The organism is Streptomyces sp. NPDC006463 (assembly GCF_042870715.1).
In the GTDB taxonomy this organism is placed as follows: domain Bacteria; phylum Actinomycetota; class Actinomycetes; order Streptomycetales; family Streptomycetaceae; genus Streptomyces.
Genome location: NZ_JBIAHP010000012.1, coordinates 40250 through 53673, shown reverse-complemented (window position 1 = coordinate 53673; position 13424 = coordinate 40250). Strand labels below are relative to the sequence as shown.

At 72.9% G+C, this 13424-nt stretch carries 15 protein-coding genes; 8 read left to right on the top strand and 7 right to left on the bottom strand.

The window, feature by feature from the left end; genetic code table 11:
* The first annotated feature begins 3 nt into the window (after positions 1 to 3).
* From ACFYOB_RS22480 to hutH, 4 genes are all read left to right on the top strand, one after another.
* Complete coding sequence (locus ACFYOB_RS22480) at positions 4 to 1158, top strand: adenylate/guanylate cyclase domain-containing protein (RefSeq protein WP_388562084.1); 1155 nt, start codon at positions 4 to 6, stop codon at positions 1156 to 1158.
* A 23-nt stretch (positions 1159 to 1181) separates the two neighbouring features.
* Positions 1182 to 1973 carry an enoyl-CoA hydratase-related protein gene (locus ACFYOB_RS22475; RefSeq protein ID WP_388562082.1) on the top strand — a complete coding sequence of 264 codons (792 nt, stop codon included), beginning with the start codon at positions 1182 to 1184 and terminating at the stop codon, positions 1971 to 1973.
* Positions 1974 to 2104: 131 nt separating this feature from the next.
* Positions 2105 to 3220, top strand: coding sequence for a diguanylate cyclase domain-containing protein (locus tag ACFYOB_RS22470; RefSeq protein WP_388562080.1), 1116 nt, complete (start codon positions 2105 to 2107; stop codon positions 3218 to 3220).
* A 117-nt stretch (positions 3221 to 3337) separates the two neighbouring features.
* Positions 3338 to 4879 (top strand): histidine ammonia-lyase, encoded by a 1542-nt coding sequence (gene hutH / locus ACFYOB_RS22465; RefSeq protein ID WP_388562444.1) that lies wholly within the window; start codon positions 3338 to 3340, stop codon positions 4877 to 4879.
* 55 nt (positions 4880 to 4934) lie between these two features.
* Here the strand turns inward: hutH and ACFYOB_RS22460 are convergent, their stop codons facing one another.
* Positions 4935 to 5267, bottom strand: coding sequence for a hypothetical protein (locus ACFYOB_RS22460; RefSeq protein ID WP_388562078.1), 333 nt, complete (start codon positions 5265 to 5267; stop codon positions 4935 to 4937).
* 146 nt (positions 5268 to 5413) lie between these two features.
* On the opposite strand from ACFYOB_RS22460, the gene ACFYOB_RS22455 reads away from it, so the two are divergent.
* From ACFYOB_RS22455 to ACFYOB_RS22445, 3 genes are all read left to right on the top strand, one after another.
* On the top strand, positions 5414 to 5716 hold the full coding sequence (locus ACFYOB_RS22455) for a hypothetical protein (RefSeq protein ID WP_328927320.1): 303 nt from the start codon (positions 5414 to 5416) through the stop codon (positions 5714 to 5716).
* 132 nt (positions 5717 to 5848) lie between these two features.
* Positions 5849 to 7117 carry an Ig-like domain-containing protein gene (locus ACFYOB_RS22450; RefSeq protein WP_388562076.1) on the top strand — a complete coding sequence of 423 codons (1269 nt, stop codon included), beginning with the start codon at positions 5849 to 5851 and terminating at the stop codon, positions 7115 to 7117.
* 153 nt (positions 7118 to 7270) lie between these two features.
* Positions 7271 to 8236 carry a GNAT family N-acetyltransferase gene (locus ACFYOB_RS22445; RefSeq protein WP_388562074.1) on the top strand — a complete coding sequence of 322 codons (966 nt, stop codon included), beginning with the start codon at positions 7271 to 7273 and terminating at the stop codon, positions 8234 to 8236.
* On the opposite strand, the gene ACFYOB_RS22440 is transcribed toward ACFYOB_RS22445, so the two are convergent.
* Entirely contained in the window at positions 8226 to 9191 is a 966-nt protein-coding gene (locus ACFYOB_RS22440) for a helix-turn-helix transcriptional regulator (protein ID WP_388562072.1), read from the bottom strand. The genes ACFYOB_RS22445 and ACFYOB_RS22440 overlap by 11 nt on opposite strands.
* Before the next feature lie 189 nt (positions 9192 to 9380).
* On the opposite strand from ACFYOB_RS22440, the gene ACFYOB_RS22435 reads away from it, so the two are divergent.
* On the top strand, positions 9381 to 10427 hold the full coding sequence (locus ACFYOB_RS22435) for an NAD(P)-dependent alcohol dehydrogenase (protein ID WP_388562070.1): 1047 nt from the start codon (positions 9381 to 9383) through the stop codon (positions 10425 to 10427).
* Here ACFYOB_RS22435 and ACFYOB_RS22430 read toward each other — a convergent pair.
* The 5 genes from ACFYOB_RS22430 to msrA all read right to left on the bottom strand — a co-directional run bounded on the left by ACFYOB_RS22430 (position 10394) and on the right by msrA (position 13284).
* Positions 10394 to 10771: a MerR family transcriptional regulator gene (locus tag ACFYOB_RS22430; protein WP_388562068.1), complete on the bottom strand. Its 378-nt coding sequence runs from the start codon at positions 10769 to 10771 to the stop codon at positions 10394 to 10396. The genes ACFYOB_RS22435 and ACFYOB_RS22430 overlap by 34 nt on opposite strands.
* 24 nt (positions 10772 to 10795) lie before the next feature.
* On the bottom strand, positions 10796 to 11554 hold the full coding sequence (locus tag ACFYOB_RS22425; RefSeq protein WP_388562066.1) for an SDR family NAD(P)-dependent oxidoreductase: 759 nt from the start codon (positions 11552 to 11554) through the stop codon (positions 10796 to 10798).
* A gap of 199 nt (positions 11555 to 11753) precedes the next feature.
* Complete coding sequence (locus ACFYOB_RS22420) at positions 11754 to 11936, bottom strand: hypothetical protein (protein WP_388562064.1); 183 nt, start codon at positions 11934 to 11936, stop codon at positions 11754 to 11756.
* Between the two features lie 243 nt (positions 11937 to 12179).
* The gene (locus ACFYOB_RS22415) at positions 12180 to 12533 is read right to left on the bottom strand and encodes a hypothetical protein (protein ID WP_388562062.1); all 354 of its coding nucleotides are present in this window, start codon (positions 12531 to 12533) and stop codon (positions 12180 to 12182) included.
* Positions 12534 to 12621: 88 nt separating this feature from the next.
* Entirely contained in the window at positions 12622 to 13284 is a 663-nt protein-coding gene (gene msrA / locus ACFYOB_RS22410) for a peptide-methionine (S)-S-oxide reductase MsrA (protein WP_388562060.1), read from the bottom strand.
* Positions 13285 to 13424: the final 140 nt, after the last annotated feature.

The window sequence follows — 13424 nt, the reverse complement described above, 5'->3', positions numbered from 1 at the left end:
CCCTTGACCGTCGACGACTCTACGTCCAGCGCGTCGGCCCCAGGGCCCTCGGGTCCTGGAACGCCGATCGGGCGCGACCAGCACACCCCGCTGCACGAGGTGGACCACACGGCCCATCCGACGGCGGACCCCCTCGCGATCAGGCTCGAACAGCTGATCCTGGGCGCCGAGCGCCGGTACACCCCCTTCCAGGCCGCCCGCAGCGCCGGTGTCTCGATGGAGCTCGCCTCCCGCTTCTGGCGGGCCATGGGCTTCGCGGACATCGGCCAGGCCAAGGCCCTGACGGAGGCGGACGTACTGGCGCTGCGCCGGCTCGCGGGCCTGGTCGAGGCCGGGCTGCTGTCCGAGCCGATGGCGGTGCAGGTGGCGCGGTCCACCGGGCAGACCACGGCGCGCCTCGCGGAGTGGCAGATCGACTCGTTCCTGGAGGGGCTGACGGAGCCGCCGGAGCCGGGGATGACCCGTACGGAGGTCACGTACCCCCTCGTCGAGCTGCTGCTGCCCGAGCTGGAGGAATTCCTCGTCTACGTGTGGCGCCGCCAGCTGGCGGCCGCCACCGGGCGCGTCGTGCAGGTGGCGGACGACGAGGAAATGGTCGACCGGCGGCTCGCCGTGGGCTTTGCCGACCTGGTCGGATTCACCCGTCTGACGCGGCGGCTGGAGGAGGAGGAGCTCGGCGAGCTGGTCGAGTCCTTCGAGACGACGTCGGCGGACCTGGTGGCGGCGCACGGCGGCCGGCTGATCAAGACGCTCGGCGACGAGGTGCTGTACTGCGCCGACGACGCGGCGACGGCGGCGGAGATCGCGCTGCGGCTCATCGAGACGATGGAGGCCGATCCGCAGATGCCCGAGCTGCGGGTCGGGATCGCCTTCGGCACGGTGACGACCCGGATGGGCGACGTCTTCGGGACCACGGTGAACCTGGCGAGCCGGCTGACCTCCATAGCCCCCAAGGACGCCGTGCTGGTGGACGGGGCGATGGCCGAGGAGCTGGGCCGGACCGGGGCCGCGCCGGTGTCGGAGAAGGAGGCCGAGTCGGAGGAGGGCGGCGGCGGGTACCGCTTCGCGCTCCAGCCGATGTGGCAGCGGCCGGTGCGCGGGCTGGGCGTCGTGGAGCCCTGGTCGCTGACGCGCCGGAAGCCTAAGATCCCGGGATAACGTTCGTTAACCGGGAGGGTCCTGTGGCTGTGCAGTCTGAGTTCGTGGCGGTACGTCGGCACGATGACGGGGTCGCGGAGCTGGTCCTGGACCGCCCCAAGGCGATGAACGCGGTGTCCACGGACATGGCCCGCGCCATCGGGGCGGCCTGCGCCGACCTCGCCGCGGACGCGTCCGTACGGGTGGTCGTGGTCTCCTCGACCGCGGAGCGGGCGTTCTGCGTGGGCGCGGACCTCAAGGAGCGCAACTCCCTGTCGGACGCGGAGCTGGTGCGGCAGCGGCCGACCACGCGCGGGGCGTACGGGGGCGTACTGGAGCTGCCGATGCCGACGATCGCCGCCGTGCACGGCTTCGCGCTGGGCGGCGGCTTCGAGCTGGCCCTGGCCTGCGATGTGATCGTCGCCGACGAGACCGCGGTGGTCGGCCTGCCCGAGGTGTCGGTGGGCGTGATCCCCGGCGGCGGGGGTACGCAGCTGCTGCCGCGCCGGGTCGGCGCGGCGCGGGCCGCCGAGCTGATCTTCACGGCGCGCCGGGTGGAGGCGGCCGAGGCGCTGTCCCTGGGCCTGGTGGACTCGGTGGTCCCGGCGGGCACGGACACGGCCGAGGCCCTCGACCTGGCCGGCCGGATGGCGGCGAACTCCCCCGTCGGGCTGCGCGCCGCCAAGCGGGCGCTGCGGCTGGGGCACGGCATGGACCTGTCGGCCGGTCTGGAGATCGAGGACGCGGCCTGGCGGACGGTGGCCTTCTCGGGCGACCGGGCCGAGGGCGTGGCGGCGTTCAACGAGAAGCGGAAGCCGAACTGGCCCGGGCAGTAGCCCAGTGGGGACGTCGCGCCCGCGGCGCGGCGTCCCCGCGCCGCCCGCCGCCGTCACCGCTGGTGATCTTGTCGCCACCGAAAGTCGCGCCAACTATCACTAAATCGGGCAAAACTCCCTAACCTGGGGTGATGGGAGTCGACGGGCGGCTGCGAGCCGTGGTGAGCCTCGCGCAGGCGATGGCCGCCGCGTGCGCGCCGCGGGACAGTGTGCGGGCGGCTGCGCGGGGGGCGCGGATGGCCCTGGACGGCTCCTTCGCCGCGATCTCCGCGTGGGAGCGCGAGCGGGGGCGCCTGCGGGTGCTCGTGAACGAGGGGGAGCGGCGGGCCGGGGAGGAGGAGTTCCCCGAGGACGAGTCCTATCCCGTCCACGACTTCCCCGAGGTCACCGAGTTCCTGCACGAGCGCTGGGTGGGGGGCGGCGGCCCGCACGCCTGGGTCGAGAGCGCTGTCGGCGACCGGTCGGGCCACCGCGGCGCCGCCCTGCGCCGGCGCGGCCGCGGGACCTGCGTGGTCGCGCCCATCGTGCTCAGCGGGCGGGCCTGGGGCGAGCTGTACGTGGCCCGGGACGAAGGGCTGCCCGACTTCGACGAGGACGACGCCGAGTTCGCGACCGTGCTCGCCGCCGTGGTCGCCGCCGGTCTCGCGCAGAACGAGCGGCTGGCCGAGGCCCGGCGCCTGGCCTTCACCGATCCGCTGACCGGCCTCGCCAACCGGCGGGCGGTCGACATGCGGCTCGACGAGGCCCTGGAGGAGCACCGGCGGACGGGGGCCGTGGTCAGCCTCGTGGTCTGCGACCTGAACGGGCTGAAGAAGGTCAACGACACCCTGGGCCACGCCATGGGCGACCGGCTGCTGGAGCGGTTCGGTTCGGTGCTGAGCCTGTGCGGGGCCATGCTGCCCGGCGCGCTGGTGGCGCGCCTCGGCGGCGACGAGTTCTGCCTGGTCGGGGTGGGTCCCGCGGCGGACGAGGTGGTGCGGGTCACCGAGGAGCTGTGCGCCCGGGCCGCCGAGCTGGAACTGGGCGAGGGCGTGGCCTGCGGGGTGGCCTCCACCGGGGACCCGATCGGGCTGGTCAAGTCCTCCCGGCGGCTGTTCCGCCTCGCCGACGCCGCCCAGTACAAGGCGAAGGCCGCCCGTTCGGCCAAGCCGGTGGTCGCGGGCCGGGACACCGCGGTGGTCCGCCTCGCCGACGCGGCCGCCCAGGAGGCTCCGGGGGAGCGGCGCCGCTTCCGCGGGCGTCAATGACCGCCCCCGGCGCGTGCCCGACGGGTGCCGACGGTAAGGGGTCCTCGTACTGCGCGATCGTGACAGTTCTAGCTAGTGACATGTAGCGATTCAATCCGTAGGGTGCTGAATATGGATATGCACACTGTCGTGGTGGGGACGTCCGGGACCACCGCTGAGGACGTCATCGCCGTCGCCCGCGGCAATGCCCGGGTCGAACTGTCCGGCGAGGCCCTCGACGCGCTCGCCCGCGCCCGGGAGATCGTCGACGCGCTCGCCGCCAAGCCCGAGCCCGTCTACGGGGTGTCCACCGGATTCGGCGCCCTCGCCTCCCGGCACATCAGCCCCGAGCTGCGCGCCCAGCTCCAGCGCAACATCGTCCGCTCCCACGCCGCGGGCATGGGCCCGCGCGTGGAACGCGAGGTCGTCCGCGCGCTGATGTTCCTCCGGCTCAAGACCGTCGCCTCCGGGCACACCGGCGTACGGCCTTCCGTCGCCCAGACCATGGTCGACGTGCTCAACGCCGGGATCACCCCCGTCGTCCACGAGTACGGCTCCCTCGGCTGCTCCGGCGACCTCGCACCGCTGTCCCACTGCGCGCTCGCGCTCATGGGCGAGGGCGACGCCGAGGGTCCGGACGGAACCGTCCGCCCCGCCGGGGAACTGCTCGCCGAGGCCGGCATCGAGCCCGTCGAGCTCCGCGAGAAGGAGGGCCTGGCCCTCCTCAACGGCACCGACGGCATGCTCGGCATGCTGGTCATGGCCCTCGCCGACCTCGGCAAGCTCTACACCGCCGCCGACATCACCGCCGCGCTGACGCTGGAGGCGCTGCTCGGTACGGAGAAGGTGCTCCAGCCCGAGCTGCACGCCATCCGCCCGCACCCGGGGCAGGGCGCCTCCGCCGCGAACATGGCCGCCGTCCTGGAAGGCTCCGGGCTCGTCCGCCACTACCAGGAGGAGACCGCCCCCCGCGTGCAGGACGCCTACTCCGTGCGCTGCGCCCCGCAGGTCGCCGGCGCGGGCCGCGACACCATGGCGCACGCCGCCCTGGTGGCCTCCCGCGAGCTCGCCGCCGCCGTGGACAACCCGGTGGTCCTGCCCGACGGGCGCGTCGAGTCCAACGGCAACTTCCACGGGGCCCCGGTCGCGTACGTCCTGGACTTCCTGGCCATCGCCGCCGCCGACCTCGGCTCCATCGCCGAGCGGCGCACCGACCGGCTGCTCGACAAGAACCGCTCGCACGGCCTGCCGCCGTTCCTCGCGGACGACGCCGGCGTCGACTCCGGGCTGATGATCGCCCAGTACACGCAGGCCGCGCTGGTCAGCGAGATGAAGCGGCTCGCGGTACCGGCCTCCGCCGACTCGATCCCCTCCTCCGCGATGCAGGAGGACCACGTCTCCATGGGGTGGTCGGCCGCGCGCAAGCTCCGTACCGCCGTCGACAACCTGACCCGGATCATCGCCATCGAGATGTACGCGGCGACCCGCGCCATCGAGCTGCGCCACGGGCTCACCCCGGCCCCGGCCAGCCGGGCCGCGATCGCGGCCGCCCGGGCGGCGGGCGTGCAGGGTCCCGGGCCGGACCGTTTCCTCGCTCCTGACCTGGCCGCTGCCGACGAGTTCATCCGTACGGGAGGCCTCGTCGACGCGGTGGAAGGCGTGACGGGACCGCTCGCCTGACCCCGTCCGCACGCACAGCGAAGGGCCGCCCCCGGTGGGGGCGGCCCTTCGCCGTTCACGCGGTGCGGGAGCGGCGTACGGAGAAGGCCACGAAGCCGGCGCCGACGCCCAGGAAGAGCGTGCCGCCCAGGAGGTAGGGGGTGGTTTCGACGGAGCCGGTGTCGGCGAGCACGACGGCCGCGGGACGGGCGTCCGGCGGCGCGTCCGACCCCGTCGCCGTCAGGGTGGTCGTCAGGGTCGTCGTCCGGTCCGTGTTCGCGGACGAGGGCGCGCCGGAGCGGCCTGATGCCTGCTCCGGTGCGGTGGCGTTGGCCGATGGTACGAACCAGAGGGCGGCGAGGAGGGTTGTCGCTCCGAGAGCGGTGAGCAGCGGTCGACGTGCGGACACGGTGCGATCCCCCTTGTGGCAGCAGCGAATTGGCCGTGTGCGGTGATGCTACGGAAAGGGGCGGGTCGTGGGAAAGTCAGGGCTTCCGCGGGCTTACTCTCCGTCGTATGAACTCTTCAGAGACATCACGATACGTACGCCTTCGGGTGGATTTGGTACTTGAGGTGCCGGACCCGCAGGCACTGACCGGAGCCGCGCTCGCGCACATCGAGGCCGACGAGTTCATGCCGGACGAGGAGCGCGGCCACGCCGAGTCCGCCGTCAGGGAGGACGAATCGGAGGCCCTGGCCTACCTGGTCGACCCCACCGACCTGGTCCTGGAGATCCCCGGCGTGGAGCTCGCCCAGGCCTCCTGGAGCAGCGAGCCCGTCGAATACGACCCCGAGTCCATGGAGTGGGACATGGGCGAGGAAGATGGGGACTTCGACGAAGAAACCGACAACGCCTGACCGTGTGGTGGCCCACATCCCAACGGAATGTGGAACCGATCCGCTCCGTTTTCGCGTTGTCATGGCGAGGCAGGGGGCGTTTCCCCCTGCCCGGCCAACCCCGGGACGGCAGCCTCGGGGGTTCCGGCAACGATGGAGTGGCGTGTGAGGACGGACAGCAAGCGGCGGAGAAGGTCCCTGGTGGCCGTATCCGCCGTGCTCGGCGGTGTACTGATGCTCTCGGCCTGCAATGACGGGGGCGGCGAACCGAAGGGCAGCGGCGAGAGCAGCAAGTCCCAGGCGGATGTCGACGCGGCGGCGGCCAAGGACGCCTCCAAGGCCCGAATAACCATCACGCCGAAGGACGGCGCCACCAATGTCGGCCTCAACGACGCGGCGAACGTCGCCGTCGCCGACGGCACCCTGACGCAGGTGGAGCTGAAGACCAGCGAGGGCACGGCCGTGGCGGGCAAGATCGCCGCGGACGGCAAGAGCTGGAAGCCCGACGCCGCGCTGAAGCGCTCCACGAAGTACGCCCTGTCGGCGACCGCGAAGGACGCCGACGGCCGCGAGGCGCACGAGAACGCCTCTTTCACCACCCTGTCCCCGGAGAACAGCTTCGTCGGCTCGTTCATCCCGGACGACGGCCAGACCGTCGGTGTGGGCATGCCGGTCTCGATCACCTTCAACAAGCCGATCAAGGACCAGAAGGCGGTCCAGGCGGCCATATCCGTCACCTCCAGCAGCGGCCAGGAGGTCGTCGGCCACTGGTTCAACCCGCAGCGGCTGGACTTCCGGCCGGAGCAGTACTGGCAGGCGAACTCCACCGTCACGCTGAAGCTGGCGCTGGAAGGCGTACAGGGCGCTCCCGGCGTCCAGGGCGTCCAGAACAAGACCGTCACCTTCAAGATCGGCCGCAGCCAGGTCTCCACGGTCGACACGAAGACGAAGAAGATGACGGTCACCCGGGACGGCGCGGTCCTCAAGACCATCCCGATCTCGGCGGGCTCCCCGGAGAACCCGACCTACAACGGCCAGATGGTGATCTCCGAGAAGTTCAAGGAGACCCGGATGGACGGCTCGACCGTCGGCTTCAAGAACGACGAGGGCAAGGGCGAGTACGACATCAAGGACGTCCCGCACGCCATGCGGCTGTCCACCTCCGGCACCTTCATCCACGGCAACTACTGGGGATCGGACTCGATCTTCGGCAGCGTCAACACCAGCCACGGCTGTGTCGGCCTGAACGACGCCAAGGGCGCGGGTGACCCGAACCAGCCGGCCGCCTGGTTCTTCGACAACTCGCTCATCGGCGACGTGGTCACCGTGGTGAACTCCCCGGACAAGACCATCAAGCCGGACAACGGCCTCAACGGCTGGAACATGAGCTGGGCGGAGTGGAAGGCCGGCGCGGCCTCCTGACGGAGCCCCTGACGGCACGGCGCATCCGGGCGGACGGCGGGAAACCCCACGGGGTTCCCGCCGTCCGCTTTTCGTTCGGACGAGTCCGGCGACGAGGTCACCGTCACCGAAAACCCCCGAGCGCGGCGGAACCGCCGGTCTAGGGTCGGGGACATGACGATCCGAGCGCTCGCCCTGCCCCCGTCCGGCCCCGAAGTCGACGGCTGGCTGGCGGTCCTGGCCGCCGCCGGGGCCGCCGACCAGCCGCACCTGGCGCCGCCCTCCCGCGTGGAGGTCGCCGGCCGGCTGTGCGTGGCGCCGGCGCGCGGCCGCGCCGCACTGTGGGCGGCGGACGGGGGCGAGGGCGTGGCGGGCCTGCTCCTGTTCACGGACGAGGCCAACCGGCACACCGCGTACCTCGACGTGCTCGCGGTACGTCCCGAGGCGCGGCGGCGGGGGATCGGCACGGCCCTGTGGCAGCGGGTCAGGGAGGAACTGCTGGCACAGGGTCGGACCTCCGTCGCGACGATGATCGACCTGGGAGGCCCGGGCCAGGCGTTCGCCGAGTCGCTCGGGTTCGCATGCGTGCTGCCCATGGCCTGGTACGTACAGGAAGTGGCGCGGCGGCAGCCGCAGCAGGCCGGGGAACCGGCCGCACCGGGATACGAACTGCGGGCCTGGCACGGACTGGTGGCGGACGACTGGGCAGGGCCGGTGGCCAAGGCCCACGGGGCGATGGAGGACGCGCCCACGGGGGACATGGACGAGAACATCGAGCCCTGGACGGCGGAGCGGCTCCACGCGGCGCAGCGGCTGATCCTCGACCGGGGCGGCGAGCTGACCACGGTCGCGGCGGTGACCGAGGCCGGCGAGGTGGCGGCGTACACGGAGCTCGTCCTGCCGGACCCGGGCGGCCCGCGGGCCCTCCAGTACGACACCGTGGTCGTCCCCGCCCACCGCGGCCACGGCCTCGGCCGGGCGGTGAAGCGGCGGATGCTGGCGCTCGCGGAGCAGCGGTATCCCGCCCTGCGGCAGATCGCCACGACGGTGGCGGACGAGAACACACCCATGCGCGCGGTGAACGAGGCGCTGGGCTACCGCCGCGAACGCGGCGCGGCGTACTTCCAGCTCAAGTTGTAGCCGCCGGATCGCGCCCCTCGGCCCCGTCCGACGGGCCCGAGGGGGCGGAGGCGGCTGAGGTAGCAGAAGTGGCAGAGGGGACGGACGGGGCGGAGGAGGTCGACGGGGCCGCCGGGGCCGACCACGACGTCAGCAGGCGCAGCGCGTCCGCGGACGGGGAGCCCGGCGCCGCGTGGAAGGTGACCAGGGACTGCGCCGGATCGTCCGGGAGCCTCAGCGTCTCGAAGGCCAGGTGCATCTCACCCACCAACGGATGCCGCAGCCGCTTCACCCCGTGCGTCTTGTCCGCCACCGTGTGCGCCGCCCACAGCCGCCGGAACTCCTCGTCCTTCACCGACAACTCCCCGACCAGCGCCGACAGCTGCTCGTCGTCCGGGTGCTGGCCGGCGTACATCCGCAGGTTGCTCACCACTTCGCACGCCCGGCACTCCCAGTCCGCGTACAGCTCCGCCGTCGCCGGGTCCAGGAACACCAGCCGCACCAGGTTCCGCTCCGCTGCTGGCAGCCGCCCGAAGTCCCCGAAGACCGCGGCCGCCAGCCGGTTCCAGCCGATGACGTCCTGCCGGTGCCCCACGAGGTACGCCGGTACGCCCTCCATCGCGTCCATCAGCGTCCGCAGCTCGGGCCGGACCTGCTGCGGGCGATGGCTCTGGCGGCGCCTGCGCGCCTTCGGGCGGGCCAGGTGCATCAGGTGCGCCTGCTCCGAACCGTCCAGGCGCAGCGCCCGCGCGATCGCGTTGAGGACCTCCGCCGACACGTTGGTCCCCCCGCCCTGCTCCAGGCGCGTGTAGTACGCGACCGACACCCCTGCCAGCTGCGCCAGTTCCTCCCGGCGCAGGCCGGGGACACGCCGGCGGCGCCCGTAGTCGGGCAGGCCCACGTCCTCGGGGCGCAGCCGGGCGCGGCGGGAGCGAAGGAATTCGCCGAGCTCGGTGCGCTGGTCAAGCTGGTCCATACGGCCAGTATCCCCGCCCGGCCGGTCGCGGCGGGGGCCTGAGCCTGACCCCGCCAAGGGTAGGTTTGCCGGTCCTAGGCTGGACAGGGGGCTGGGTGGGTTCGCGCCGGTGGCGCAGGCTGGAGCCCGTCGCCACAGCGCACAGGGCTGCGGCGGCACACAGCCAGCGTCACCCGCCGAGGAGCACCCATGTCCGTCACCCAGGTCGCCGCCTACGCCGCCCCCGCCCCCAAGGCCCCGCTGGAGCGCATCACCGTCCCCCGCCGCCCCGTCGGCGAGCACGACGTCCTCATCGACATCAAGTACGCCGGCATCTGCCACTCCGACATCCACCAGGTCCGCGACGGCTGGGGCGAGGGCATCTACCCCATGGTCCCCGGGCACGAGATCGCCGGGGTCGTCACCCAGGTCGGCCCGGGCGTCACCAGGTTCGCGGCCGGGGACCGGGTGGGCGTCGGCTGCTTCGTCGACTCCTGCCGGGAGTGCGAGTACTGCCTGCGCGGGCAGGAGCAGTTCTGCGCCAAGGGCGCGACCGGCACGTACAACGCGCTCGACAAGAACGGCGAGCCCACGTACGGCGGTTACTCCACCCACCTCGTCGTCGACGAGAACTACGCCGTCCGCATCCCGGACGGCCTCGCCCTCGACGTCGCCGCCCCGCTGCTCTGCGCCGGCATCACCCTCTACTCGCCGCTGATGCACTGGCAGGCGGGCCCCGGCAAGAAGGTCGCGATCGTCGGCCTCGGCGGGCTCGGGCACATGGGCGTGAAGATCGCGGCGGCTCTGGGCGCGGAAGTGACCGTCCTCTCCCAGTCCCTGCGCAAGAAGGAGGACGGCCTGAAGCTGGGCGCCTCCCACTACTACGCCACCAACGACGAGGCCACCTTCGAGGAGCTGGCCGGCAGCTTCGACCTGATCCTGTCCACCGTGTCGGCGCCGCTCGGACTGGACCGGTACCTCGCGCTGCTGAAGGTCGACGGCGCACTGGTGAACGTCGGCGCCCCGGAGGAGCCGGTCGAGCTGAACCTCTTCTCCGTCATAGGCGGCCGCAAGACCCTCGCCGGGTCGATGATCGGCGGGATCGCCGAGACCCAGGAGATGCTGGACTTCTGCGCCGAGCACGGGCTGGGCTCGGAGATCGAGCTGATCCGCGCCGAGCAGATCAACGAGGCGTACGAGCGGGTACTGGCCAGCGACGTCCGCTACCGCTTCGTGATCGACGCCTCGACGATCTGACCGGACCGGCCCAGCGCCGTACGGAGCCGGTCGCGGGCCTCGGTCTGGGCGGCGATCCGGGCCTCCAGGACGGCGAGCCGCTCCCGGGCCACCGCCAGCCCCTTCGGGGACGGTGGCCCGGCGGCCACGTCGCCGTCCAGGCACGGCAGGAACACGTGCACGTCGTCCAGCGTGAGACCCGCGTCCAGCAGCGCCCGGATGTTGCGGACCCGTACGGCGGCCGGCTCGCCGTAGACCCGGTAGCCGTTCGGCGCCCGCTCGGAGGAGATCAGCCCGGCCTGCTCGTAGTGGCGCAGGGCGCGCGGGGTGGTCCCGGTGGCTTCGGCGAGTTCCCCGATCAGCATGGGGCCATGGTGCCAAGGCAGGCGCTACGCCACCAACGCGCCCCCGTCGACGGGGAGTACGACCCCGGTCACGAACGACGCCGCCGGGTCCGCGAGCCGGCACACCGCCCAGGCGACCTCCTCCGGCCGACCCACCCGCCCCAGCGGAGTACGGGCCACCTGCCACGCCCGCACCTGCCCGGCCCGCTCGGGGCTCAGCCCCTGGTGCTCGGCGATCGGTGTGTCCACGGCGCCGGGTGCGACCGCCACGACCCGGATGCCGCGCGGGGCGAGCTCCACGGCCCAGCTGCGGGTGAGGGTGTCGAGGGCGGCCTTGCCTGCGGCGTAGAGGGAGTTGCCGGGCCAGCCGCGCTGCCCGACGCTCGTGGTGATGTTGACGACGACCCCGGCCGGGGCGGCCTCCAGGGCGGGGAGGGCGGCCTGGGTGAGCAGCACCGGCGCGACCAGATTGGTGGCCAGCTGGTCTGCGATGTCCTGGGCGGCCAGGCCGCCGAGCGGCCCGCTGCGTACGATCCCGGCGTTGTTCACGACCACGTCGAGCCTGCCGTGGGCGTCCAGGACGGCCCGGACGATCCGCTCCGGGGCGCCGGGGGCGGTCACGTCGCCGGTCAGGGGATGGATGCCGGGGTGACCTTCTGCCGTTGCGGCGAGCGGCCCGGGCCGCCGGCCCACGGCGACCACGAGGTCGCCGCCGGCGGCGAAGGCCCGGGCGGTGGCACGGCCGATGCCGGTGCCGGCGCCGGTGACGAGGATGACGCGCTGGGTGCTGTGGCTGGTGTCCATGAGACGACCCAACAACCCTGCCGCCAGTGGCAAGGTCAAGCGGGGCAGGCCGGCAGTGCCCGCCGCACCCGCTGTACGAGCGGGGCTAAGGGACGTACCACTGCTGGGTCTTGATCCCTGGAGTGCAGGTGGTGGCGGTCAGCTCCTTGCCCGAGCCGTCGTCGGTCAGGCAGTTCCGGCCCGCGTAGTCCTTGATGCATTACGCGCCCGACGCGGGGGCTTCGTACAGCTTCCACGACGTGCTGCCGCCGCCGGGGGAGATGAGACGCGGAGTCGAGGAACCGTACGACTGGCCGAGCCCGGGACCGCTCAGGCTGCAGGAGTTGAACTTGGTCCACTGGGGTTTCGTGTGCACCCAGCCGAACTCGGTATGGCCACCCATGATCACCTTCGACCCGCCGTCAAAGCTGTCGGCGGCGAGGCCGATCTTGAGCCCGTCGCCGACGTTGGTGATCGCGCCCCAGTTCGCGCCGCCGCAGCCCTGCGGGGCGGCGGGCGCCTGGGTGGCGGGCGGGGACGCCGGCTTGTTGCCGGAGCCGCCCGGACCGCCGGCGGCCGGGATGGCGCCGGCGTTCCCCTGAGCCGGACCAGGACCAGGGGTCGTACTCCCAGCGCCAGTCGTGGCTCACGGCAGGTGGGCGGCGAGGGCGGCATGGGCCGCGTCGAGGATTCTGCCGATCTCGGCGGCGGCTCGCCGGGCCCGCGAGGCGTCGCCGGTAGCCGCAGTGTCCTCCCAGCGCCGCAGCTCCTCGGCGAGCCGGAGTTGGCGCTGGACCTGGACGAACGCCGCCCACTGGGCGATGAACCGCCGCAACGGGGCCAGGTCTGAGCCTTGCCGGGACTGGTCCGCCGCCAGGTCCAGCTCGCGGGTGAAAGCGGGCAGCGCCGCCGGGGAGACCTGCGCGACGGCCTGCCGCAACTCGGTCACGGTGGACGGCGGCTGCGGGATGAGCGGCTGCCCGCGGGCGGACGTGGTCACGGTTGCTGGGCGAGATTCTGGGCCCCGCCGCCGGCGTACCCAGCTCGATGCGCGGCCCTCACGCGAAAAGGTGAGCCAGGACGGTTCGTCACTCCGCCGGAGCCACGCCGATCGGGCAGGAGACGCCCGTGCCGCCGATGCCGCAGTAGCCGCCCGGGTTCTTGTCGAGGTACTGCTGGTGGTAGGCCTCCGCCGGCCAGAAGGGGCGGTCCGATGCCGGGAGGACGGCCGTGGTGATCTCGCCGTGGCCCGAGGCCGTCAGGACGCGCTGGTAGGCGGTGCGGGAGGCCTCGGCCGCGGCCTGGTGGGCGGGGGAGTGGGTGTAGACCGCCGAGCGGTACTGGGTGCCGACGTCGTTGCCCTGGCGGAAACCCTGCGTGGGGTCGTGGGACTCCCAGAACAGCTTCAGCAGGGTCTCGTACGACACCAGGGACGGGTCGAAGACCACGCGGACGACCTCGGTGTGGCCGGTCTGGCCCGAGCAGACCTCCTCGTAGGTCGGGTTCTCCGTGAAGCCGCCCTGGTAACCGGCCAGGGTGGTCCACACCCCGGGGGTCTGCCAGAACTTGCGCTCCGCGCCCCAGAAACAGCCCAGGCCGAAGTCGGCGACTTCGAGGTGCGCGGGATAGGGGCCGGCCAGCGGGTTGCCCAGCACGGTGTGCTTCTCGGGCAGGCCGAAGAGAGGCTCCGCGCGGCCGGTCAGGGCCTCCTCGCGGGTGGGGAGCTCGGGCGTACGGCGGTACGAGAACATGGGGTTCCCTCCTTGTCACCGATGACAACGGGCGGGGGGGGGGGGGGGGGTGGCCCCCCCCCCCCCCCCCCCCCCCCCCCCCCCCCCCCCCCCCCCCGCCCCCCCCGGGCCGCGACACCGCCGCCCCCCCGGTTACCCCC